At 72.1% G+C, this 23,196-nt stretch carries 21 protein-coding genes; 4 read left to right on the top strand and 17 right to left on the bottom strand.

The window, feature by feature from the left end; all coding sequences use genetic code 11:
* Nucleotides 1-86 precede the first annotated feature (86 nt).
* Both AC3ET4_RS04190 and AC3ET4_RS04185 read left to right on the top strand, forming a co-directional pair.
* The gene (locus tag AC3ET4_RS04190) at nt 87-896 is read left to right on the top strand and encodes an SAM-dependent methyltransferase (RefSeq protein ID WP_431945990.1); all 810 of its coding nucleotides are present in this window, start codon (nt 87-89) and stop codon (nt 894-896) included.
* Nucleotides 893-2,998 (top strand): putative bifunctional diguanylate cyclase/phosphodiesterase, encoded by a 2,106-nt coding sequence (locus AC3ET4_RS04185; protein WP_431945988.1) that lies wholly within the window; start codon nt 893-895, stop codon nt 2,996-2,998. The genes AC3ET4_RS04190 and AC3ET4_RS04185 overlap by 4 nt, the downstream gene beginning before the upstream one ends.
* 50 nt (nt 2,999-3,048) lie before the next feature.
* On the opposite strand, the gene hisS is transcribed toward AC3ET4_RS04185, so the two are convergent.
* Both hisS and AC3ET4_RS04175 read right to left on the bottom strand, forming a co-directional pair.
* On the bottom strand, nt 3,049-4,311 hold the full coding sequence (gene hisS / locus AC3ET4_RS04180; protein ID WP_431945986.1) for a histidine--tRNA ligase: 1,263 nt from the start codon (nt 4,309-4,311) through the stop codon (nt 3,049-3,051).
* Between the two features lie 14 nt (nt 4,312-4,325).
* Complete coding sequence (locus AC3ET4_RS04175) at nt 4,326-5,042, bottom strand: MBL fold metallo-hydrolase (protein ID WP_431945984.1); 717 nt, start codon at nt 5,040-5,042, stop codon at nt 4,326-4,328.
* Nucleotides 5,043-5,231: 189 nt separating this feature from the next.
* On the opposite strand from AC3ET4_RS04175, the gene AC3ET4_RS04170 reads away from it, so the two are divergent.
* Together AC3ET4_RS04170 and AC3ET4_RS04165 are read left to right on the top strand one after the other, a co-directional pair.
* Nucleotides 5,232-6,077 carry a peptidylprolyl isomerase gene (locus tag AC3ET4_RS04170; protein WP_431945982.1) on the top strand — a complete coding sequence of 282 codons (846 nt, stop codon included), beginning with the start codon at nt 5,232-5,234 and terminating at the stop codon, nt 6,075-6,077.
* A gap of 220 nt (nt 6,078-6,297) precedes the next feature.
* Nucleotides 6,298-7,527, top strand: coding sequence for a DUF349 domain-containing protein (locus tag AC3ET4_RS04165; protein ID WP_431945980.1), 1,230 nt, complete (start codon nt 6,298-6,300; stop codon nt 7,525-7,527).
* Nucleotides 7,528-7,641: 114 nt separating this feature from the next.
* On the opposite strand, the gene AC3ET4_RS04160 is transcribed toward AC3ET4_RS04165, so the two are convergent.
* From AC3ET4_RS04160 to pgsA, 15 genes are all read right to left on the bottom strand, one after another.
* Nucleotides 7,642-10,101, bottom strand: a complete 2,460-nt coding sequence (locus AC3ET4_RS04160; protein ID WP_431945978.1) for a RelA/SpoT family protein — start codon at nt 10,099-10,101, stop codon at nt 7,642-7,644.
* A 210-nt stretch (nt 10,102-10,311) separates the two neighbouring features.
* Nucleotides 10,312-10,872 carry an adenine phosphoribosyltransferase gene (locus AC3ET4_RS04155; RefSeq protein ID WP_431945976.1) on the bottom strand — a complete coding sequence of 187 codons (561 nt, stop codon included), beginning with the start codon at nt 10,870-10,872 and terminating at the stop codon, nt 10,312-10,314.
* A gap of 52 nt (nt 10,873-10,924) precedes the next feature.
* Nucleotides 10,925-12,076: a protein translocase subunit SecF gene (secF, locus tag AC3ET4_RS04150; RefSeq protein WP_431945974.1), complete on the bottom strand. Its 1,152-nt coding sequence runs from the start codon at nt 12,074-12,076 to the stop codon at nt 10,925-10,927.
* The gene (gene secD, locus AC3ET4_RS04145) at nt 12,076-13,830 is read right to left on the bottom strand and encodes a protein translocase subunit SecD (protein ID WP_431945972.1); all 1,755 of its coding nucleotides are present in this window, start codon (nt 13,828-13,830) and stop codon (nt 12,076-12,078) included. Before secD ends, secF begins: the two co-directional genes overlap by 1 nt.
* 103 nt (nt 13,831-13,933) lie before the next feature.
* Complete coding sequence (gene yajC / locus AC3ET4_RS04140) at nt 13,934-14,356, bottom strand: preprotein translocase subunit YajC (RefSeq protein WP_431945970.1); 423 nt, start codon at nt 14,354-14,356, stop codon at nt 13,934-13,936.
* 162 nt (nt 14,357-14,518) lie between these two features.
* Nucleotides 14,519-15,583, bottom strand: a complete 1,065-nt coding sequence (gene ruvB, locus AC3ET4_RS04135; protein WP_431945968.1) for a Holliday junction branch migration DNA helicase RuvB — start codon at nt 15,581-15,583, stop codon at nt 14,519-14,521.
* A 31-nt stretch (nt 15,584-15,614) separates the two neighbouring features.
* Nucleotides 15,615-16,232 carry a Holliday junction branch migration protein RuvA gene (gene ruvA / locus AC3ET4_RS04130; protein ID WP_431945966.1) on the bottom strand — a complete coding sequence of 206 codons (618 nt, stop codon included), beginning with the start codon at nt 16,230-16,232 and terminating at the stop codon, nt 15,615-15,617.
* Nucleotides 16,229-16,759, bottom strand: a complete 531-nt coding sequence (gene ruvC, locus AC3ET4_RS04125; protein ID WP_431945964.1) for a crossover junction endodeoxyribonuclease RuvC — start codon at nt 16,757-16,759, stop codon at nt 16,229-16,231. Before ruvC ends, ruvA begins: the two co-directional genes overlap by 4 nt.
* A gap of 136 nt (nt 16,760-16,895) precedes the next feature.
* A complete protein-coding gene (locus AC3ET4_RS04120) occupies nt 16,896-17,648 on the bottom strand; it encodes a YebC/PmpR family DNA-binding transcriptional regulator (protein WP_431945962.1) in 753 nt (250 codons plus the stop codon).
* 61 nt (nt 17,649-17,709) lie between these two features.
* The gene (pdxT, locus tag AC3ET4_RS04115; protein WP_431945960.1) at nt 17,710-18,309 is read right to left on the bottom strand and encodes a pyridoxal 5'-phosphate synthase glutaminase subunit PdxT; all 600 of its coding nucleotides are present in this window, start codon (nt 18,307-18,309) and stop codon (nt 17,710-17,712) included.
* 92 nt (nt 18,310-18,401) lie between these two features.
* The gene (pdxS, locus tag AC3ET4_RS04110; protein ID WP_431945958.1) at nt 18,402-19,316 is read right to left on the bottom strand and encodes a pyridoxal 5'-phosphate synthase lyase subunit PdxS; all 915 of its coding nucleotides are present in this window, start codon (nt 19,314-19,316) and stop codon (nt 18,402-18,404) included.
* Nucleotides 19,317-19,500: 184 nt separating this feature from the next.
* Nucleotides 19,501-20,049 (bottom strand): LemA family protein, encoded by a 549-nt coding sequence (locus AC3ET4_RS04105; RefSeq protein ID WP_431945956.1) that lies wholly within the window; start codon nt 20,047-20,049, stop codon nt 19,501-19,503.
* 257 nt (nt 20,050-20,306) lie between these two features.
* The gene (locus AC3ET4_RS04100) at nt 20,307-21,485 is read right to left on the bottom strand and encodes a glycosyltransferase family 4 protein (protein WP_431945954.1); all 1,179 of its coding nucleotides are present in this window, start codon (nt 21,483-21,485) and stop codon (nt 20,307-20,309) included.
* Complete coding sequence (locus AC3ET4_RS04095) at nt 21,482-22,465, bottom strand: phosphatidylinositol mannoside acyltransferase (protein WP_431945952.1); 984 nt, start codon at nt 22,463-22,465, stop codon at nt 21,482-21,484. The genes AC3ET4_RS04100 and AC3ET4_RS04095 overlap by 4 nt, the downstream gene beginning before the upstream one ends.
* On the bottom strand, nt 22,462-23,121 hold the full coding sequence (gene pgsA / locus AC3ET4_RS04090) for a phosphatidylinositol phosphate synthase (RefSeq protein ID WP_431945950.1): 660 nt from the start codon (nt 23,119-23,121) through the stop codon (nt 22,462-22,464). The genes AC3ET4_RS04095 and pgsA overlap by 4 nt, the downstream gene beginning before the upstream one ends.
* Between the last annotated feature and the right edge of the window lie 75 nt (nt 23,122-23,196).

The raw sequence follows: 23,196 nt of genomic DNA, 5'->3' as shown, positions 1-23,196 counted from the left end.
TCCGCAAGTGCATGAATCTGGGGCATATAGGATTCTGGGGTGGACCCGCACATCCGAGGATCGACCCAGCCGGGGAGGGGTGCCCCATGCGACGACCTCAGTGGGTACCCCCGGGTACGGACGTGGAGACCGCGAACGCCGCCCGGGTGTACGACTTCTACTTGGGCGGGTCCCACAACTTCAAGGCCGATCGGGACATGGCCCGCCAGGCCATGGCGCTGTGGCCCGACCTGCCGGTCATCATGCGTGCCAACCGCGCCTTCCTGCGCCGCGCCGTGCAGCACCTCGCGGCCCTGGGCATCACGCGCTTCCTGGACGTCGGAGCCGGGATCCCGACCTACGGCGCCGTCCACGAGGTCGCCCGGGCCGTCCAGCCGCAGGCCCGCGTGGTGTACGTGGACCTGGACCCGATCGCGGTGGCGCACAGCCGCCTGCTGCTCCGGGACGACCCGCTGAGCGCCGTGGTGATGGCCGACATGACCGACACCGGCGACCTGCTCACCCGGCCCGAGGTTACCGCCCTCCTCGCACCCGGGGAACCGGTCGGGGTGCTGCTGGTGGCGATGCTCCACTTCGTCACCGACGCCGAGGACCCCGGCAAGATCGTGGCCGCCCTGCGCGACGCCGTACCGCCCGGCAGCCATCTGGTGCTCTCCCACGCCTCCGGGGAGAGCCGCCCCGAGCAGGCCGACTCGCTGGCCGAGCTCTACGCCCGGTGCACCACAACGCCGCTGGTCATGCGGACCGTCAAGGACGTGGCGGCCTTCTTCGACGGCTGGGATCTCCTGCCGCCCGGGGTGGTCTGGCTCCCCGAGTGGCGGCCGGAGGAGCCGGAGTCCGTGGGACCCCACCCCGAACGGATCTCGGGCCTGGCCGGAGTGGGGCGGCGGCCGTGAGGCAGTCGCCGTCGCCCGTCGCGGGACCCGCCCAGGACTTCGCGGACGCCTGGTCGCGCCTGCTGCGCTCCGGCCCGGGGCTCGCGCTGCCCCCGCTGACCCTGCGCCAGGTGGCGGCCACGACCGCGGACCTGCTCGGCCGGGCCCTCGGCGACCCCGTGTGCGACACGGCGCTCGCGGAGCGGGCCGGCGCCCTGCTGGTGGAGGCCCACTTCACCGACCCGGAGCTGCTCGCCGCCGCCGTGGCGCTGCTGCAGATCCAGCCGGCCGGTCCCGAGCGGGTCCCGACCGTGGCCGGGGCCTTCGCCGCGGGCTGGTCCGCCGCGCTGCGCGAACGGACCCTGCGCGAGCAGGAGGCGATCCAGCGCGCCGCGTTCCGGGCGCGCGAGGACGCCGAGCGCGCCCGCAACGCCTCGGAGGCCCGGTTCCGCGCGCTGTTCGAGCACGCCGCCATCGGCATCGGCATCGCCGACGTGGACGGCACGATCGTGCAGGTCAACCAGGCACTGCGGGAGCTGCTGGGGGCCCGCCCGGAGGACCTGCGCGGCCGCCGCGTCACCGAGCTGGTGCACCCCGAGGACGCCCCGGGGGTGTGGGAGGCGTACGAGGACCTGGTGGCCGGGCGCCGCGAGCGCTTCCAGTGCGACAAGCCGTACTACCGGCGCGACGGCGAGGTGGTGTGGACGCATCTGACCGTCTCGCTGATCCGGGACGAGGACGGCGTGCCCCGCTACCAGGTGGCGATGGTCGAGGACATCACCGACCGCTACCGGCTGGAGGAGCGGCTGCGCCACCAGGCCACCCACGACCCGCTGACCGGGCTGCCCAACCGCACGGCGTTCTTCGAGCGGCTGGAGCGCCTCTTCGATCAGCCGCAGCCCGGCGCGCTTTTCGGCCTGTGCTACGTCGACCTCGACGGCTTCAAGGTCGTCAACGACAGCCTCGGCCACGAGACCGGGGACCGGCTGCTGACGGCCGTGGCCGAGCGGCTGGACGCCGCGCTCGCCCCACTGGGGCATCTGGTGGCCCGGCTGGGCGGGGACGAGTTCGTGGTGCTGCTGGAGGACTGCCGCGGCGACCAGGAGGCGGTGGCGGTCGCCAAACTGGTCCTCACCACGCTCTCGCGGCCCTTCCTCGTCGGCGACCAGCAGCTGACGGTCGGCGCGAGCGTCGGCGTGCTGGCGCAGCGGATCGCCGCCACGACCCCGGGCGCAGCGGTGCGGGCGGCGGATCTGACGCTGTACCGCTCCAAGGCGGCCGGCCGGGGCCGCTGGACGCTCTTCGACCCCACGCACAACGCGCGGGCGGTGAGCCGGTACGCCATCTCCGTGCGGCTGCCGGTGGCACTGGACCGCGGGGAGTTCTACGTGGACTACCAGCCGCTGTGCTCGCTCGCCGACGGCTCCCTGGTGGCCGTGGAGGCCCTGGTGCGCTGGCGTCATCCGCAGTTCGGGGTGCTGGGGCCGGATGAGTTCGTGGCCACGGCGGAGGAGACCGGGCTGATCATGCCGCTGGGCCGGTGGATCCTGGAGCGCGCGGCCGGCCAGGCGGCCGCCTGGGTGCGGCGCTACGGGGCGGCGGCCCCGCAGATCAACGTCAATCTGGCGGTGCGCCAGATCCGCAACCCCGGTCTTGTGCACGACGTCACGTCGATCCTGGACAGCACCGGCCTCGCACCGAAACGGCTGCAGCTGGAGATCACCGAGAGCGCGGTGATCGGGCCCGAGGACGAGTCGCTGCGCGCCCTGCAGGAGATCGCCGACACCGGGGTCACGCTGGCCGTCGACGACTTCGGCACCGGCTGGTCGAACCTCGCCTATCTGAGGGACCTTCCGGTGTCCGGGCTGAAGATCGCCGGGTCGTTCGTCGCGGACCCGCACCGGGCCGGGACGAACGACCCGGTCGGCTGGCGGATCGTCGGCGGACTGGTGTCGCTGGCGCACGCGCTCGGGCTCACCGTCACCGCCGAGGGCGTGGAGAACTCCGAACACGCCCGCCACCTGCGCTCACTGGGCTGCGACTGGGGCCAGGGCTGGTACTTCGGACGGCCGGTGCGACCCGAACGGATCGCCCGGTGGATGGAGCGGGGCCGCCCCGACTGACCGGTGGTCATCTCGGGGCGGCCGCTCGACGCCGCGTGAGCGCGGGCGGTTCAGGCGAGCCGCTCGCGTACGGCCGCCACGACGCCGCTGAGCGGGACGGCGTCCTGCTCGCCGCTGACCAGGTCCTTGAGCTGGACGACGCCCTCGGCGAGGTCGCGTTCGCCGGCGACGATCGCGAAGCGCGCGCCCGAGCGGTTGGCGGACTTCATCGCGTTCTTCAGGCCCTTGCCGCCGAAGGCGAAGTCCGTGGCGACGCCCGACCGGCGCAGCTCGGTGACCACGCCGAACAGCACGCGGCGCGCCTCCTCGCCCATCGGAACCGCGAACACCTGGGTGGGCGCGGGCAGTTCGAGCTCGATGCCCTCGGCCTTGAGGGCGAGCACCGTGCGGTCCACACCCAGCGCCCAGCCCACCGACGGAAGCGCGGGGCCGCCGATCATCTCCGACAGGCCGTCGTAGCGGCCGCCGCCGCCGACCGCGGACTGCGAGCCGAGGCCGCCGTGGACGAACTCGAAGGTGGTGCGCGTGTAGTAGTCCAGGCCGCGCACCAGCTTCGGGTCGTCCTCGAACTCCACGCCCGCCGCCGTCAGCAGCTCGCGCACCTGCTCGTGGTAGGCCTTGCACGCCTCGCACAGGTGGTCGCGCATCAGGGGCGCCCCGACGAGCTGCTTCTGCACACTCTCCCGCTTGTCGTCCAGGACCCGCAGCGGGTTGATCTCGATCCGCCGGCGGGTGTCCTCGTCGAGGTCGAGTCCGCGCAGGAAGTCCTGGAGGGCGGCCCGGTAGACCGGACGGCACTCGCGGTCGCCCAGCGAGTTGAGCAGCAGCCTGAAGTTCCGCAACCCCAGGGAGCGGTAGGCGTCCACGGCGAGGATGATCAGCTCGGCGTCGAGCGCCGGGTCCTCGGCGCCGATCGCCTCCGCGCCGACCTGGGAGAAGTGGCGGTACCGTCCGGCCTGCGGGCGTTCGTAGCGGTAGTACGACCCGGAGTACCAGAGCTTGACCGGCAGGTTGCCGGCCTTGTGGAGATTGGCCTCCAGCGCGGCGCGCAGCACGGAGGCGGTGCCCTCCGGGCGCAGCGCCAGTTCGTCGCCGCCCTTGGTGGTGAGGGTGTACATCTCCTTGGTCACGATGTCGGTGGACTCGCCGACGCCGCGGGAGAAGAGTTCGACCTGCTCGAAACCGGGGGTCTCGACATAGCCGTAGCCGGCCCGCCGCAGCGGCGCGGCGAGCGCCTCGCGCACCGCCAGGAACGCGGCGGAATCGGGCGGCAGGAGGTCATAGGTGCCCTTGGGGGCCTTGAAGGTGCTCACGGTGAGGTCTCTCGTCACATTCCTCGTCGCGGAGCGGACGGGTGCCCGTCCCCTCCGAGGCCGCGGGCCACCTCCGCCAGGTAAGGGTTGGTGGCGCGCTCACGGCCGATGGTCGTCTGGGGTCCGTGGCCGGACAGCACCACGGTCGAGTCGTCGAGCGGCAGGCACACACGGGCCAGCGACGCGTACAGCTCGTCCATGGAACCGCCGGGCAGATCGGTGCGGCCTACGGAGCCGGCGAACAGCAGGTCCCCCGAGAAGAACACCGAGGGGATCTCGGGCGTCTGCGGGAGCCTGAACGTCACCGACCCCTCGGTATGGCCGGGCGCGTGCGCCACGGACAGCTCGAGACCGGCGAGCGCCAGTGTGCCGCCGTCGGTGAGCTCCCTGAGGTCGTCGGGCTCGCCGATGGTCAGCCCGCCGAGCAACTGCGCGCCGACCGAGCGGCCGAGGGCCTTCTCCGGGTCGTTGAGCATGTAGCGGTCCCGGGGGTGGATCCAGGCGGGGACCCCGTGGGCCCCGCAGACCGGGACGACCGAGGCCGTGTGGTCGAGATGGCCGTGGGTGAGGATGACGGCGACCGGCTTGAGACGGTGTTTGGCGAGCGTGTCCTCGATGCCCGGGGCCGCTTCGTGGCCCGGGTCGATGATCACGCACTCCTCACCGGCGGCGGGGGCGACCACGTAGCAGTTGGTGCCCCAGGCCCCTGCGGGGAACCCGGCAATGAGCACGTTCGTCCTTCTGTCGGCTGTCGTTCGCGGCAGGTCGTACCGCACAGTGGCGGCCCCACGAGCCTACCGGCGCGAAGACGGCCATCGCGAACCAGTAACGTCGCTGGACTGAGGGGTGCGCCAGGCGCGAAGATCGGCGGCGCACTCACATTCGGACGCGACGAACAGAAGTCATCGGGAGACGGCTCAGTGGTCACCAAGGAACAGCGGCGGCGGCAGCTCGCCCGGGATAAGTTCGAGCGGCAGCAGGAGCGCCGTGCGCAGGCCCACCGCAAGACCGTGCGGCGCAACGCGGTGATCGCCACCGTCCTCGCGGTGGTGCTGGCGGCCGGCGCCGCGGCCTGGGCCGGCGGCGCGTTCAGCACGGACGCCGAGAAGACCGACAGCGCCGCCGCGGCGGGCGCTCTGCCCTCCGCCTCCGCCTCCGTCTCGGCCGCACAGCCGAGCAAGGCGCCCGACCCCTGCGCCGAGGCTGCCGCGGGCAGCGCCGGCACGGAGCAGTGGAAGAAGGAGCCCGAGCTCACCGTCGACACCGCGGCGAAGTACACCCTTTCGCTGCAGACGACCTGCGGCGACATCGCGCTGGACCTCGACGCGAAGGACGCCCCGCACACGGTGAACTCCTTCGTCTTCCTGGCCGGCAAGGGCTTCTTCGACCACACCAAGTGCCACCGGCTCACCACCAGCGGCATCTACGTGCTGCAGTGCGGCGACCCGACGGGCCAGGGCACCGGCGGCCCCGGCTACACCATCCCGGACGAGAACCTGAAGGCCAAGGAGATCGCCGGGGGCACGTACCCGGCCGGCACCGTGGCCATGGCCAACACCGGCCAGCCGCACACCGGCGGCAGCCAGTTCTTCCTGGTCTACAAGGACAGCCCGCTGCCGCCGAGCTACACCCCGTTCGGCACGATCAGCGCGGCCGGCATGAAGGTGCTGGACAAGATCGCCGCCGCGGGCGAGGCGACCGGTGGCGGCGACGGCGCCCCGAACGCCACCGTGGTGATCAACAAGGCGACGGTCGGGAAGGCCTGACCGCCGCGTCCCGCACCCGCGGGTCGATTCGGCGGGTGCGGGATGCGGACAGGCAGGGCACCGGTCGCCTATGTTGGCGTTGTGTAGGGTGCCTGCTCCGACGGCTGCACCATGGAAGTAGGCAGACCGTCGGACCGGTTCGGGCACGGCCCGGCCGAATGGAACTGTGGACGATGCCCGCGAGCCGCGAACCGGCCGGGTATCACGTGGAGGAGGCGCTGTGAGCAGCGACCCGTGGGGCCGCGTCGACGAGACGGGGACCGTGTACGTGCGTACGGCCGATGGCGAGCGCGAAGTCGGCTCGTGGCAGGCGGGCTCCCCTGAGGAGGCGCTGGCCTACTTCGAGCGGAAATACGAGGGCCTCGTCGTCGAGATCGGCCTCCTCGAACGCCGGGTGAAGACCACCGACCTGGCCCCCAAGGACGCGTTGACCGCCATCGAGCACCTGCGCGCCGCGGTGATCGAGGGGCACGCCGTGGGCGACCTGGACGCGCTCGCCAAGCGGCTGGACGCGCTGACCGAGCAGGTCGACGCGCGCCGCGAGGAGCGCAAGGCCGCCAAGGCGAAGGCCTCCGAGGAGGCGAAGACGGCCAAGGAGGAACTGGTCGCCGAGGCCGAGCAGCTGGCCCAGAGCGAGCAGTGGCGGGCCGCCGGCGAGCGGCTGCGCGCCCTGGTCGACACCTGGAAGGGCCTGCCGCGACTGGACCGCAAGACCGACGACGAGCTGTGGCACCGCTTCAGCCACGCCCGTTCGGTCTTCTCCAAGCGGCGCAAGGCCCACTTCGCGGCGCTCGACGCACAGCGCGAGGACGCCCGGCGGCGCAAGGAGAAGCTGGTGGAGGAGGCGCAGGCGCTGTCCGGCTCCACCGACTGGGGCCCGACCGCGGCGCGCTACCGCGAGCTGATGGCCGACTGGAAGGCCGCCGGCCGCGCGCAGCGCGAGGTGGAGGACGACCTGTGGAACCGCTTCCGCGGCGCCCAGGACGTCTTCTTCGCGGCCCGCTCCGCGCTGTTCGCCGAGCGCGACACCGAGCAGCGCGAGAACCTCGCGCTGAAGGAGGAGCTGGTCATCGAGGCCGAGAAGCTGCTCCCGGTCACCGACCTGAAGGCGGCGCGGGCCGCGTTCCGCGGCATCAACGAGCGCTGGGAGGCGATCGGCCATGTGCCGCGCGACGCCCGCCCCCGCATCGAGGGCCGCATGCACGCGGTGGAGCGCGCGCTCCAGGAGGCCGAGGAGTCCGAGTGGCGCCGCACCAACCCCGAGGCGCGGGCGCGTGCCGCGGGCCTGACGGGCCAGCTCCAGGCGGCCGTCGACAAGCTGCGTGAGCAGATCGAGGCGGCGCGGGCGGCAGGCAACACCGCCAGGGCCGACAAGCTCCAGCGGGAGCTCGACGGGCGGCAGGCGCTGCTCGACCAGGCGCTCAAGTCCCTGGACGAGTTCGGCGGCTGAGACCGGGCTGCTGCCGGCCGGGGCCGTCCGCGCCCCGGCCGGCACGGGAACGACGGCGAAGGGCCCGTACGCGAGGCGTACGGGCCCTTCGCCGGGTCCGCGGGGGGCGTGGCGTCAGCGCTGGCGCGCGGACGTCACCCGGTAGACGTCGTAGACGCCCTCGACGCCGCGCACGGCCTTCAGTACGTGCCCGAGGTGCTTCGGGTCGCCCATCTCGAAGGTGAAGCGCGAGGTGGCCACCCGGTCGCGGGAGGTCTGCACGGCGGCGGACAGGATGTTGACGTGCTGGTCCGACAGGACGCGGGTGACATCGGACAGCAGGCGGGACCGGTCCAGCGCCTCCACCTGGATGGCGACCAGGAAGACGGAGGACTGGGTCGGCGCCCACTCGACGTCGATGATGCGCTCCGGCTGCTGCGAGAGCGACTCGACGTTCACACAGTCGGCCCGGTGCACGGAGACCCCGTTGCCGCGGGTGACGAAGCCGATGATCGGGTCGCCCGGCACCGGGGTGCAGCACCGGGACAGCTTGACCCACACGTCCTTCTCGCCCTTGACGATGACACCCGGGTCGGCGGCCGCACGCCGCCTGGTGCGGCTCCGCGACGGGGTCGTGACCTCGGCGATGTCCTCGGTCGCGCCCTCCTCGCCGCCAAGGGCCTCGACAAGCTTGTGCACGACGGACTGCGCGGTGATGTGCCCCTCGCCGATCGCCGCGTAGAGCGCGGAGATGTCGGGGTAGCGCATCTCGTGGGCGAGGGTGACCAGCGAGTCGCCGGTGAGCACCCGCTGGATCGGCAGGTTCTGCTTGCGCATCGCGCGCGCGATCGCTTCCTTGCCCTGCTCGACGGCCTCCTCGCGGCGCTCCTTGGAGAACCAGGCGCGGATCTTGTTGCGGGCGCGCGGCGACTTGACGAAACCGAGCCAGTCGCGGGACGGGCCCGCGCCCGCCGCCTTGGAGGTGAAGACCTCCACCGTGTCGCCGTTGTCGAGGGTGGACTCCAGCGGCACCAGACGGCCGTTGACGCGGGCCCCTATCGTGCGGTGGCCGACCTCGGTGTGGACGGCGTACGCGAAGTCGACCGGGGTCGCCCCGGCGGGCAGCGCGATGACATCACCCTTGGGGGTGAAGACGAAGACCTCGTTGCGGGACAGGTCGAAGCGGAGCGACTCCAGGAACTCGCCCGGGTCCTCCGTCTCCTTCTGCCAGTCGAGCAGTTGCCGCAGCCACGCCATGTCGTTGACGGCGTCGTCCTTCTTGGCGGACTTGGGGCTGTCGGTGCGCACCTTGGAGGCGCCGGCGACGGCCTCCTGCTTGTACTTCCAGTGCGCCGCGATGCCGTACTCGGCACGGCGGTGCATGTCGAAGGTGCGGATCTGGATCTCGACCGGCTTGCCGCTGGGCCCGATGACCGTCGTGTGCAACGACTGGTACATGTTGAACTTGGGCATCGCGATGTAGTCCTTGAACCGCCCCGGCACCGGGTTCCACCGCGCGTGGATGGTGCCCAGCGCCGCGTAGCAGTCGCGGACGGTGTCGACGAGGACGCGGATGCCGACCAGGTCGTAGATCTCGGCGAAGTCCCGGCCCCGCACGATCATCTTCTGGTAGACGCTGTAGTAGTGCTTGGGGCGGCCGGTGACGGTCGCCTTGATGCGGGCGGCGCGCAGATCCTGCTGCACCTGGTCGGTGACGACCGCCAGGTACTCGTCCCGCTTGGGGGCGCGCTCGGCGACGAGCCGGACGATCTCGTCGTACATCTTGGGGTAGAGGATCGCGAAGGCGAGGTCCTCCAGCTCCCACTTGATGGTGTTCATGCCCAGCCGGTGCGCCAGCGGGGCGTAGATCTCCAGCGTCTCGCGGGCCTTCTTCTCCTGCTTCTCCCGCTTGAGGTAGCGCATGGTACGCATGTTGTGCAGGCGGTCGGCGAGCTTGATGACCAGCACGCGCGGGTCCTTCGCCATGGCGACGACCATCTTGCGCACCGTCTCGGCCTGCGCGGCCTCGCCGAACTTCACCTTGTCCAGCTTGGTGACGCCGTCCACCAGCAGGGCGACGGAGTCGCCGAAGTCGCGGCGCAGCGCGTCGAGGCCGTACTCGGTGTCCTCGACGGTGTCGTGCAGCAGCCCGGCCATCAGAGTCGCCGGGTCCATGCCCAGCTCGGCCAGGATCGTCGTGACCGCCAGCGGGTGCGTGATGTACGGATCGCCGCTCTTGCGCTTCTGGCCCCGGTGCCACCGCTCGGCCACCTGGTAGGCGCGCTCGATCTGGCGCAACTGCGACGGGTCGCCCTTGGGGTCGTTGCTGCGGACTATCCGCAGCAGGGGCTCCAGGACCGGGTTGTACGGGCTGGAGCGCTGCACGCCGAGCCGGGCGAGGCGGGCGCGCACGCGGTTGGAGGAAGTGGCGGGCCGGTTCGGGGCCACGCTGCCGGGAGTGCGCACGGGCCGGGCGGCGGGGGCCGCCGGCGCGGCGGGAGCGGGCTTGGCCGCCTTGCCCTCCGCCGGTGCGGCGGACGCGACGGGAGGGGCCGCCGGGCGGGAAGCCGCCTGCTTCCCCTCTGCGGCGGTCATCGGCTGCGCCTGCCTGGCCTCTTCTTGCAAGGGCACTCCTTCTGGTCCCCTCCCGGCCGGAGACGGGCGAGGAGGGAGGTTCCGAGTCACCATGGTAGCGATCTGAACGGGTGAACCGCGTCCCGTCCGCCCCATGGCCCCCCACAACGCCCGAGGCGGGCTCCCGCACCGCTTGCGCGGCCGGGAACCCGCCTCGGGCGAGCCAGGGGCTCAGACGGCGACCAGCGCCTCCAGGGGGGCGCCGGCGAGGGAGGGGACCAGACGGGCGCGCCCGCCGAGGAAGCCCAGTTCCAGGAGGACCGCGACGCCCGCGACCTCGGCGCCGGTGCGGCGGATCAGCTCCAGGGACGCCTCGACGGTGCCGCCGGTGGCGAGCACGTCGTCGATGACCAGGACCCGGTCGCCGGCCGAGAACGCGTCGCGGTGGACCTCGATCTCGGCCGTGCCGTACTCGAGCTCGTAGGTCTGGCCCAGCGTCTCACCGGGCAGCTTGCCCGCCTTGCGCACGGGCACGAACCCGAGCCCCGCGCGCGCGGCCGCCGGGGCGGCGAGGATGAACCCGCGCGCCTCGAGGCCGGCGACCTTGTCGGCGCCGTGCCGGGCGCAGAGCCCGGACAGGGCGTCGATCAGCGCGTTGAACGCCGCGGGGTCGGCCAGCAGCGGCGTGATGTCCTTGAACATCACGCCCGGCCTCGGGTGGTCGCGCACATCCCGGATGCGGCTGAGCAGCAGGCTGCGCAGCCCCTCCGGCGTGGTGTCCGTCGTGGTCATCGCGTCCGTTCCTCGGGCCTGGTCACCGTGTGCCGTGGGACTCCGCCCGTCCTCAGCGGCGCTTGCCGGAGGGACGGTTGCGGCCGCGGTTGTTGCGGACCGGCTGGCTGCGCTGGCCGCCGACGACGGCCGCGTGGGCCTCCTCCGCCGGCTCGTCGCCCGCGTCCGCGTCCGCGTCGGCGCCCGCCGGAGACGGGTCCTGCGACTCGTCCGCGGCGTCCTCGCCACGGCGGGCGTCGGCTGCGCGCTTGGCGAGCACGCGCTTGCGCAGCGCCTTCATCTCCGGGTCGCGCTCCTTGAGGTCCGCGACCAGCGGGGTCGCGATGAAGATCGAGGAGTACGCACCGGCGGTGAGACCGACGAAGAGCGACAGCGCGATGTCGTTGAGCATGCCCGCGCCGAGCAGACCGCCACCGACGAAGAGCAGGCCTCCCACCGGGAGCAGCGCCACGACCGTGGTGTTGATCGAGCGCACCAGGGTCTGGTTGAGGCTGCGGTTGGCGACGTCGCTGTAGGTGTTGCGGTTCTGCTTGGTGATGTCCTTGGTGGACTCCTTCAGACCGTCGAAGACGACGACGGTGTCGTAGAGGGAGTAGCCGAGGACGGTCAGCAGACCGATCACCGTGCCCGGGGTGACCTCGAAGCCCACGATCGCGTAGACGCCGATGGTGATCGTGAGGTCGTGGATGAGGGCGATCAGGGCGGCGACGGCCATGCGCCACTCGAAGGCGATCGCCAGGTAGATCGTCACCAGGACCATGAAGATCACCAGGCCCTGGAAGGCCTTCTTGGAGATCTCGTCGCCCCAGCTCGGACCGATGATCTGGGGGTCGATGTCGTTGGCCTTGACGTTCAGGTCCGTCGCGATCTCGCCCTGGATGGCCTTGGCCTCGTTGAGCGAGATGTCGCTGATCTGGATGCGGACGGCGCCCGATCCGAGCTTCTGCACGATGGCCTGGTGCCCGCCGGTGTTGTCGGCGATCTTGTCCTGCACCTGGCTGACCGACATCTCGGTCTTGGGGGTGGTGAAGACCGCTCCGCCGGAGAACTCGATGCCGAGCTTGAGGCCGTTCACGGCGAGACCGATGATCGCCGCGACCGTGATCAGGACCGAGACGCCGTACCAGAGCTTGCGCTTGCCGACGAAGTCGTAGGCGATCTCGCCTCGGTGCAGGCGGTGCCCGAGATTACCGAGCCGGGACATCAGGCCTCCTTGACGTCGGTACGGGCCGCGGGGCGGCGGGTGCGGCGCAGCGGGGGGTTGACGCCCAGGGCACGCGGGTCGAGCCCGGACCAGGGGTGTCCGCCGGCGTAGAACTTCTTGCGGGCCAGGATCGTCATCAGCGGCTTGGTGAAGAGGAACACCACCGCGACGTCGAGCAGCGTCGTCAGGCCCAGGGTGAACGCGAAGCCCTGCACCTTGCCGACCGAGACGATGAAGAGCACGGCGGCGGACAGGAACGACACGAAGTCCGAGACGAGGATCGTGCGGCGGGCGCGCGGCCAGCCGCGGGCGACGGCCGGCTGCAGGGAGCGGCCCTCGCGCAGTTCGTCACGGATGCGTTCGAAGAAGACGATGAAGGAGTCGGCGGTGATGCCGATGGCCACGATGGCGCCGCAGACCGCCGGCAGGTTCAGCGCGAAGCCGATGGCCGGGCCGAGCAGCGTCATGATGGCGTAGGTGAGGATCGCCGAGACGACGAGGCTGACGATCGCCACGAAGCTCAGGCCGCGGTAGTAGGCGACCAGGTAGAGCACGACCAGGGCGAGGCCCACGCCGCCGGCGATGAGACCGCCGTGCAGCTGCTCGCCGCCGACCGCCGCCGACACCTTGGTGACGTCCGACTTGTCGAAGGTGAGGGGCAGGGAGCCGTAGGACAGGACGTTGGCCAGCTCCTCGGAGCTCTCCTGGGTGAAGCTGCCGTAGATCTCGGCGCTGCCGCTCAGGGTCTGGTTCACCGAGGGGGCGGAGACGACCTCGTTGTCCAGCACGATCGCGAACTGGTTGTTCGGCGGCTGCTGCTGGGACAGCTGCGAGGTGATCTTCGAGAAGGCCTTGGAGCCGGTGCCGTCGAAGTCCAGGGTGACGACCCAGCCGTTGCCGCCCTGGGTGTCGAACTGCGCGGCGGCCTTGCTGACGTTCTTGCCGTCGACCGCGGCGGGGCCGAGGGCGTACTTGGCGTTGCCGTCCTGGCTGCACGCCACGATCTTGTCGGTCGGCTTGGCCTTGAGGTTGAGGTTGGCGCGCGTCTTCGCGTCGGAGCAGTCCAGCGCGGCGAGCTTCGCCTGCAGGTCCTCCGGGATGGAGGTGTCCAGCGCGCTGCCCGGGGCCTCGGTGCCCGCCGGGGGCGACGGGTCCGTCGAGGGCGCTCCGGTGGAGGCGGAGGCGGACGGCGTCGACGTGGCCTTCAGCGCGTCGGTGACGGCGCGGCCCTGCGTCGAGGCGGTGGCGGACGGGGGCGCGGACGCCTTGTCGCCGGTCGCGGACGGCGTGGCCGAGGGCGAGGCCGATCCCGAGGGGCTGCCGCTCGGCGAGGGCGAGGCGGGCGGGGTGTTGGCCACCTCGGCGAGCACGGGCCGGAAGTAGAGCTGGGCGGTCGTGCCGACCTGCTGCTCGGCCTGCGCGGCGTTGGTGCCCTTGGGGATGTTGACGATGATGTTCCTGTCGCCCTGGATCTGGCTTTCGGCTTCCGAGACACCCAGACCGTTGACCCGCCGGTCGATGATCGACTTGGCGGTCTCCATGTTGGTCTTGTTGATCGCGCCGGCCTGGTCGCTCTTGGCCGTCAGCGTGATGCTCGTACCGCCGGCGAGGTCGATGCCCAGCCGGGGGGTGGTGTGGCCGGAAAGGAACATCCCTCCGGTGAGCGCCACGATGGCCAGCAGGATCACTGCCAGCGCCCGCCCGGGGTACCCCTGGCTCCCCGAGGGCCTACGGCCCCTCTTCGGTGCTGCCACCTTCTCGATTCTCCCTGTCCAACCGCCCTGCGACCTGCGCGCAGCAGGGCGGCACGATGAGTAGTACGGACTTGCCGACCCAGGAAAAGTACCGGGCGGGCCGTTACTTCTTGTCGGTGCCGTCCGTCTCGGGGGCGTCCGCGGTCGCGGCCTCGCCGGCGGACTTGCTCAGGTCGACGGCCTCGCCCGGCTTGGCGTCCTCGCTGTCGTCAGCGCCCTGCGCCTCGAGCTCGGGCGCGGGCTCGATGCCGTGGACGATGCGGTCGTACTCGGCCTGGTCGAGGACCGCGGCGATGGCGTTCTTGGCGAAGTGCGCGTGGACGCCGTCGGCCAGCTCCAGCAGGACCGTGTCCTCGTGGACCTCCTTGACGACGGCGTACATGCCGCCGATCGTCCGGACGCCCGAGCCGGAGGCCATCTGGTCACGCATCTGGGTGGCCTGGCGCTGCCGGTTCTTCGCGGAGCGGGTCATCAGCAGCATGACACCGATGATCAGGACGAAAGGCAGGATTTGAACCGGATTCATGGTGTCTTGACGATCCTTCGCACGGCCGCTCGGGCCTGGTCTACGGGGGTTGGGGCTGTCGGTCCCGGAGGGACGACGTCGGCGGAGTCTAAGCGTTCGTTCGCCGGTGGAACAATGCCAAGCATTACACCGAGGTTCCTGCGGCGGCGAGTCTCCCCGCCGTCAAGGGCCGAAGAGCCCGTCTTGCCCGGGTCCGCCGCCCTGTGGCGGGACGAGTCCGAGGTGTGCCCACGCGGCCGGAGTGGCGACGCGGCCACGGGGTGTGCGCGCCAGGAGCCCCTCCCGGACCAGGAACGGCTCCGCCACCTCCTCCACCGTCTCCCGCTCCTCCCCCACGGCCACCGCCAGTGTCGACAGCCCCACCGGTCCGCCGCCGAAGAGCCCCAGCAGCGCCCGCAGTACGGCGCGGTCCAGCCGGTCCAGGCCGCGGCCGTCGACCTCGTACACCTCGAGGGCCTGTGCGGCGACCTCGCGTGTGATCACGCCGTCGGCCTTCACCTGCGCGAAGTCCCTTACCCGGCGCAGGAGTCGGTTGGCGATACGCGGGGTGCCCCGGGAGCGGCCGGCGATCTCGGCGGCTCCCTCGGACTCGATCTCGACGTCCAGCAGGAGCGCGGAACGGCGGATGACCCGCTCCAGTTCGGCCGGGGCGTAGAACTCCATGTGCCCGGTGAAGCCGAAGCGGTCGCGCAGCGGCGGCGGCAGCAGACCGGCCCGGGTGGTGGCGCCGACCAGGGTGAACGGCGGCAGTTCGAGGGGGATGGCGGTGGCGCCGGGGCCCTTGCCCACGATGACGTCCACCCGGAAGTCCTCCATCGCCATGTAGAGCATCTCCTCGGCGGGCCGGGACATCCGGTGGATCTCGTCGAGGAAGAGCACCTCGCCCTCGGCGAGGGAGGAGAGGATGGCGGCGAGGTCCCCGGCGTGCTGGATGGCGGGGCCGGAGGTGATGCGGATCGGGGCGCCCATCTCGGCCGCGATGATCATCGACAGGGTCGTCTTGCCGAGCCCCGGGGCGCCGGAGAGCAGCACGTGGTCCGCGGTGCCGCCGCGCCGGCGCGCGGCCTGCAGCACCAGATCGAGCTGCTCCCTGACCCGCTCCTGCCCGACGAACTCCTCCAGCGCCTTGGGGCGCAGCGCCGCCTCGACGGCCTGGTCCTCGCCGTCGGCGGCGGCGCCGACGAGACGGTCGTCGGTGGTCGGTACGGACTCGTCGTCCCAGTTCACTTCGGTGCGCCTTACGCTCGGCGGGCCAGGGTCAGCGGGCTCGGTTCAGGGTCTGCAGGGCGGCCCGCAGGAGGGCTCCGACCTGCGGGTCGGCGCTCGCCTCGGCCTGCGGGGCGACGGCGGCGACGGCCTCCTCCGCCTCGCGCGGCTGGTAGCCGAGGCCGATCAGCGCGGCGTGCAGCTGCTCCCGCCACGAGGCGGGTCCGGCGGCCCTCGCGGTCGCCGAGGCGCCCGCCGCGCCGCCCACGGGCGCGCCGAGGCGGTCCTTGAGCTCCAGCAGCAGCCGCTGGGCGCCCTTCTTGCCGATGCCCGGGACGGCGGTGAGGGCCTTCTCGTCACCGCCGGCGACGGCCGTGCGCAGCGCGTCCGGGCTGTGCACGGCGAGCATGGCCTGGGCGAGCCGGGGGCCGACTCCGCTGGCGGTCTGGAGCAGTTCGAAGACCTGGCGCTCGTCGTCGTCGGCGAAGCCGTACAGGGTCAGGGAGTCCTCGCGGACGACGAGGGAGGTGGCGAGCCGGGCCTGCTCTCCCACGCGCAGCCCGGCGAGGGTGCCCGGGGAGCACTGGACGGCCATCCCGATGCCGCCGACCTCGATCACGGCTGTGTCGGGGGCGAGGGCGGCCACCGGCCCGCTGACGAAGGCGATCATGTGCTGGGCTCCTGGATTCGTGCTCGGGCGACGGCCTGCTGGAGGCGGTTGCTCGCGGTGCCGCGCCAGATGTGGCAGATGGCGAGCGCCAGTGCGTCGGCGGCGTCGGCGGGCTTGGGCGGGGCGTCGAGCCGCAGCAAGCGGGTGACCATGGCCCCGACCTGGGCCTTGTCGGCCCTGCCGCTGCCGGTGACGGCGGCCTTGACCTCACTGGGGGTGTGCAGGTGCACCGGCAGCCCGCGGCGGGACGCGCAGAGGATGGCGACCGCGCTGGCCTGGGCGGTGCCCATCACGGTGCGCACGTTGTGCTGGCTGAAGACCCGCTCCACGGCGACCGCCTCGGGCGCGTACTCGTCCAGCCAGCCCTCTATGCCGCGTTCGACCAGCACGAGGCGGTGGCCGATGGCGGCCTCCGCCGGGGTGCGGACGACGCCGACCCCCGCCATACGCAGCGGCTTGCCCGGAGCCCCGTCCACCACGCCGATGCCGCAGCGGGTCAGTCCCGGGTCCACGCCCAGCACTCGCACCGCACCCCTCCCTTGCTCGAACAGCCGTCTCGCCTGTTCCGGGGAGGCTATCGGGTGCCACCGACAACGACGGCGGCCCGGTGGAGGTGTGTCATCTCCACGGACCGCCGTCCCGCCGTGCGTCCTGGCGGCCGGATCAGGCCTCGACCTTCTCCATGACCTCGTCGGAGACGTCGAAGTTGGCGAAGACGTTCTGCACGTCGTCGCTGTCCTCGAGCGCGTCGACGAGCTTGAAGATCTTGCGGGCGCCCTCCTCGTCGAGCTCCACCTGCATGGTGGGGACGAAGTTGGCCTCCGCGGAGTCGTAGTCGATGCCGGCCTCCTGCAGCGCCGAGCGCACCGCGACCAGGTCGGTGGCCTCGCTGAGCACCTCGAAGGACTCGCCGAGGTCGTTGACCTCCTCCGCGCCGGCGTCCAGGACGGCGCCGAGCACGTCGTCCTCCGTGAGCTCGCCCTTGGGGACGATCACGACGCCCTTGCGGTTGAACAGGTAGGACACCGAACCAGGGTCGGCCATGGAGCCGCCGTTGCGGGTCATGGCGACGCGCACGTCGGAGGCGGCGCGGTTGCGGTTGTCGGTGAGGCACTCGATGAGCACCGCGACGCCGTTGGGGCCGTAGCCTTCGTACATGATCGTCTCGTAGTCGGCGCCGCCCGCCTCGAGACCGGCGCCGCGCTTGACCGCGCTGTCGATGTTCTTGTTGGGAACCGAGCTCTTCTTGGCCTTCTGGATGGCGTCGAAGAGGGTGGGGTTGCCGCTGACGTCGGCGCCGCCGGCACGCGCGGCGACCTCGATGTTCTTGATCAGCTTCGCGAAGAGCTTGCCGCGCTTGGCGTCAATCACGGCCTTCTTGTGCTTCGTCGTAGCCCATTTAGAGTGGCCGGACATCAGCCTGTCTCCTTCACGTCACCGATTGCTTCACGAACACTGCGATCCTACCGGGATCACATCACCGGGCTGCGCGCACCATGTCGACGAAGTACCGGTGCACCCGGTGGTCTCCGGTCAGTTCGGGGTGGAACGAGGTGGCCAGCAGGTTGCCCTGGCGCACGGCGACGATCGTTCCGTCATCGAGACGGGCCAGCGTGGCGACCGCGTCGCCGGTTGACTCGACCCAGGGAGCACGGATGAAGACGCCCTCGACCGGGCCGCCTTCCACTCCCTCGATCTCGACCGCGGTCTCGAAGGACTCGTTCTGCCGACCGAAGGCGTTGCGGCGCACGATCATGTCGATCCCGCCGAAGGTCTCCTGGTCGTCCCTGCCGTCCAGGATCTTGTCCGCGAGCATGATCATGCCCGCACAGGTTCCGTAGACCGGCAGCCCCTCCCGGATGCGGTCGCGCAGCGGCTCCATCAGGCCGAACAACGCGGCGAGTTTGGACATCGTGGTCGACTCGCCGCCCGGGACCACCAGACCGTCCACCTCGGCCAGTTCCTCGGGCCGCCGCACGGGGCGGGCCAGGGCGTCGGCCTCGGCGAGCGCGACCAGGTGCTCGCGTACGTCGCCCTGCAGGGCGAGGACTCCGATGGTGGCGGTGCTGCTGGACACGGGTGCGGGGCCTTCCGGACGTCGGGTGGGGCAACGGAGGATGGGCAGGCCGCGGCCGGCCTGCCCATCAGCGGCACTGGGGCGCGGGACGCCTACCAGCCGCGGTTGGCGTAGCGCTCGGCCTCGGGGAGGGTGTCGCAGTTGATGCCGACCATGGCCTCGCCCAGATTGCGGGAGGCGTCCGCGATGATCTTGGGGTCGTCGTAGAAGGTGGTGGCCTTCACGATGGCGGCGGCGCGCTTGGCCGGGTCGCCGGACTTGAAGATGCCGGAGCCGACGAACACGCCCTCGGCGCCGAGCTGACGCATCAGGGCGGCGTCGGCCGGGGTGGCGACACCACCGGCGGAGAACAGCACCACGGGCAGCTTGCCGAGCTCGGCGACCTCCTTGACGAGCTCGTACGGGGCGCGCAGCTCCTTGGCGGCGGCGTACAGCTCGTGGTTGTCGAAGCCGCGCAGGCGGGCGATCTCGTTCTTGATCTGGCGCAGGTGGCGGACGGCCTCGACGACGTTGCCGGTGCCGGCCTCGCCCTTGGAGCGGATCATGGCCGCGCCCTCCGCGATGCGGCGCAGGGCCTCGCCCAGGTTGGTGGCGCCGCAGACGAAGGGGGTGGTGAAGGCCCACTTGTCGGAGTGGTTGACCTCATCGGCCGGGGTGAGGACCTCGGACTCGTCGATGTAGTCGACGCCGAGCGACTGCAGGACCTGGGCCTCGACGAAGTGCCCGATGCGGGACTTGGCCATGACCGGGATCGAGACGGCGTCGATGATGCCCTCGATCATGTCCGGGTCGGACATGCGGGCGACGCCGCCGTCCTTGCGGATGTCGGCCGGGACCCGCTCCAGCGCCATGACGGCGACGGCGCCCGCGTCCTCGGCGATCTTGGCCTGCTCAGGGGTGACGACGTCCATGATCACGCCGCCCTTGAGCTGCTCGGCCATGCCGCGCTTGACGCGCGCGGTGCCGGTCTGGGGGGACTCGGGGGTGCTGGGAAGCGTGGTGGACACGGAAACCTCACTCGGAGACTCAACTGCGGGGTGGCGGCGACCCCGGCGTCCCCCGGCCCTGCCCGCCGGACCGGCCTGCCTCGCCTGCCTGCCCTGCCCGCGCAGCCGACCGGGGGACACCGATGGCTGCTCTGCCTTTCATGGTGGACCGCACGAACCGGACCACAAAAGGGCCAATCGCTCCTCAGTGGCCTGCCAGGCCCTCGGCGGTCAGGACGGCCGGGGGCTCGTCGTCCATCTCGAAGGTCACCGGCTGCGGCGCGTGCCCGGCGAGCCGGAACCAGCGCACCTTGCGGTGCTCACGCAGCGCCCTGGCGGCGCGCACGGCGTCGTTGTGGAAGCGCCGGGCCATCGGCACCCGGCGCACCGCCTGGGTGAGCTCGTGGGCGGCCTCGTCGCCGCCGGGGGCCGCCCGGACGGCGTCGACCGCGTCGGGCTCGGCGAAGACGGCCCGCAGCGCCTGGCTCAGTTCGCTCTCGGCCACCTCTCGCTGCTCGTCCTGCGCCTGCCGGGCGGAGTGGGCCGCCTCGTAGAGCACGATGCTCGCCGCGGGGTCCAGCACCCCGGCGGTGGCCAGCTCCTGCGCCACGGAGGCCCTGCGCAGCAGTTGCGCGTCCAGCGCGGCCCGCGCGGCGTCGATCCGGGCGTGCAGACGGTCCAGCCGCCCCGCGGTCCAGCTCAGGTAGAGGCCGACGGCGATCAGCGCCACGGCGACCCAGATGAAGGTGGTCACGGACCGCAAGGCTACCGGTGCGCCTGGTGCGGCCCGCCGTGCGGACGACGGGGCCCGCGGTGGCGGGCCGGGACACGGGGCCACGGCGGCGCGCTCCGGCCTGTCACGTCCTCACCGGCGCCGGCCCCGCCCGGGGTCCGCTGCGAGGCCGGGATCGCCGCGAGGGCGGCGACGCGGCCACGGGACAGCCGCAGCGTCGCCGAGACGCGTAGCAGGCCCGCCCCGGGGCGGCTCGGCGCGAGTAGAGCCGTCCCCGGTCAGTCGCGGGCGAAACCGAAGCGGCCGCGCCGGCCCACCCGCTCGTCGGCGGCGACCGACGCGGCGCCCGCGGTGACCGTCTCGTAGACGTCGAGGATGTCCGCGGCCACCACCGACCAGTCGAAGCGCCGCACGTGCCGGGAGCCCAGCTCGCGCAGCCGCCCGCGGCGGTCCGCGTCGCCCAGCAGCCGCACGGCCGAGGCCGCCAGCGCCTCCGGGTCCTCGTTGGGGAAGAGGTCGCCGGCCGCGCCGCCGTCGAGCACCTGTCGGAAGGCGTCCAGGTCGCTGGCGAGCACGGGCGCCCCGGCCGACATGGCCTCGACGAGGATGATCCCGAAGCTCTCGCCCCCGGTGTTGGGCGCCACATACAGGTCGACGCTGCGCAGCAGCCGCGCCTTGTCCTCGTCGCTGACCATGCCGAGGAACTCGACCCGGTCGCGCATCTGCTCGGGCAGGCCCGCCACGGCCTCGGCCTCGTCGCCGCGCCCGGCGACCAGCAGCCGGGTGCGCGGCCGCTCGGCGAGGATCCTCGGCAGGGCCTTCATCAGCACGGGCAGGCCCTTGCGCGGCTCGTCGATCCGTCCGATGAACCCGATGGTCCGCTCGTCCTCCGCGCCCCCGCCCTGCCACTCCGCCTTGGGCTCGGCGTCGGCGAAGAAACCCACGTCGACGCCGTTCGGGATGACCACGGCGTCGCCGCCCAGGTGCTCGACCAGGGTGCGCCGGGCGTACTCGCTGACCGCGATGCGGGCGCTGATCTTCTCCAGCGCGGCCTGCAGGATCGGGTAGGCGGCGATCATCGCCCGGGAGCGCGGGTTGGAGGTGTGGAAGGTGGCCACGATCGGCCCCTGGGCGGCCCAGCAGGTCAGCAGGCCGAGGGAGGGCGAGGAGGGCTCGTGGACGTGGATGACGTCAAAGGCGCCCTCGTGCAGCCAGCGGCGCACCCGCGCGGCCGACAGGAACCCGAAGTTGAGCCGTGCGACCGAGCCGTTGTAGGGCACGGGCACGGCGCGGCCGGAGGAGACGACGTACGGCGGCAGCGGGGTGTCCTCGTCGGCCGGTGCCAGAACGGAGACCTCGTGGCCGAGCGCGATGAGGTGCTCGGCGAGGTCGCGGATGTGGAACTGGACGCCGCCGGGGACGTCCCACGAGTACGGGCTGACGATCCCGATCCTCAAGGTGTCTCCGTTCCGGAGCGGTCGAAGGGGTCGCCGGACACCGGGGAGGACGCCGCGCCGCGGCCCCCGGGTTGCCCGGCCGGCGCGTCCGGCCGCGGTTCGAGGTCGGCGAGCCACAGCCGCTGCAGCATGTGCCAGTCCTCGGGGTGCTCGGCGATGCCGGCGGCGAAGACGTCCGCCAGGCGCTGCGTCATGACGGCGGTCCGCTGCGCCCGCGTGCCGCCCTCCGGCACCTCGATCGCCGTGTGCACGCGGCCCTTGAGGCGGGGCGAGTCGTCGTACCAGAGGGTGACCGGCAGCAGCAGCGCACCGGTCTGCTGGGCGAGCAGGGCGGGGCCCGCCGGCATACGGGTGGCCTCGCCGAAGAAGTCCACCTCGACGCCGGAGGCGGACAGGTCGCGGTCGGCCACCAGGCACACCAGGCCGCCGGCGCGCAGTCGCCGGGCCAGCGCCCCGAAGGCGGCGCCGCCGGTGTGCGGCAGCACCTCCATGCCCAGGCCCTCGCGGTAGGCGACGAAGCGGTCGTAGAGGCTCTCCGGCTTCAGGCGCTCGGCGACGGTGGTGAAGGGCACCCCGAGCCCGGTGGTGACCCACGCGCCCGCCAGGTCCCAGTTGGCCATGTGGGGCAGGGCGAGGACGACGCCGCGGCCCGCTGCCAGGCCCTCCTTCAGGTGGTGCAGGCCCTCCGGCTCGAAGGAGGAGCGGATGCGCTCCTCGCCCCAGGCCGGCAGTCGGAAGGACTCCATCCAGTAGCGCAGGTACGAGCGCATGCCGGCCTTCGACAGCTCGCGCAGCCGGGTCTCGTCGGCGTCGGGCACCACCTTGGCCAGGTTGGACTCCAGGCGCTGGACGCCCTGGCCGCGGCGGCTCCAGGCCAGGTCGGCGATGGACCGGCCGAGCCGCGCCGCAGCGGGTTCCGGCAGTCGTTTGACCGCGCCCCAGCCCAGCCCGTACAGCGCGTCGGCCAGCCCGTCCTTCACGCCGTCCCGCTCCCTTCGCGCGCTGCCGCGTCCGCCTCGAAGGCCTCGCGGCGCACGGTGATCACCCGCTGCACCAACGTCACCAGGCTGCCGACGGCCACGATCCACAGGGCGATCGGCAGCAGCCACTGGATGCCGGGCACACCGAACGTGTGGAGCCCGGCGAAACCGCAGGCGACCAGTGAGATCACCAGTCGCTCGGCCCGTTCGACCAGGCCGTTCACCGCGACCGGCAGTCCGATGCTCTCACCGCGCGCCTTGGTGTACGAGACCACCTGGCCGCTGGCGAGGCAGAAGATCGTCACTGCGCACAGCACGAGGTTGTCGCCGCCGCCGGCGTACCACATCGCCAGCCCCCCGAAGATCGCCGCGTCGGCGACCCGGTCCAGGGTGGAGTCCAGGAAGGCTCCCCAGCGGCTTGAGACGCCCGCCTGGCGGGCCATGTTGCCGTCGACCAGGTCGGAGAAGACGAAGAGCGTGATGACAACCGTGCCCCAGAAGAACTCGCCCCTGGGGTAGAAGACCAGCGCTCCCGCGACCACGCCTCCCGTACCGATGAGCGTGACCGTGTCCGGGCTGACGCCCCGGCGCAGCAGGAACGCGGCGAACGGTGTGAGAACACGCGTGAAGAAAGCACGCGCGTACTTGTTCAGCATGGCCTTCCCGGTGGTTCGTGGGTCCCCCGGCGCGGCCCCGTCGGCCGCCCGGCTGGCCCATCGTAGCCAGGCGCG

The organism is Actinacidiphila sp. bgisy167 (assembly GCF_057707665.1).
The sequence above is the reverse complement of the archived record's forward strand: the minus strand, read 5'-3'. Positions and strand labels throughout refer to the sequence as shown.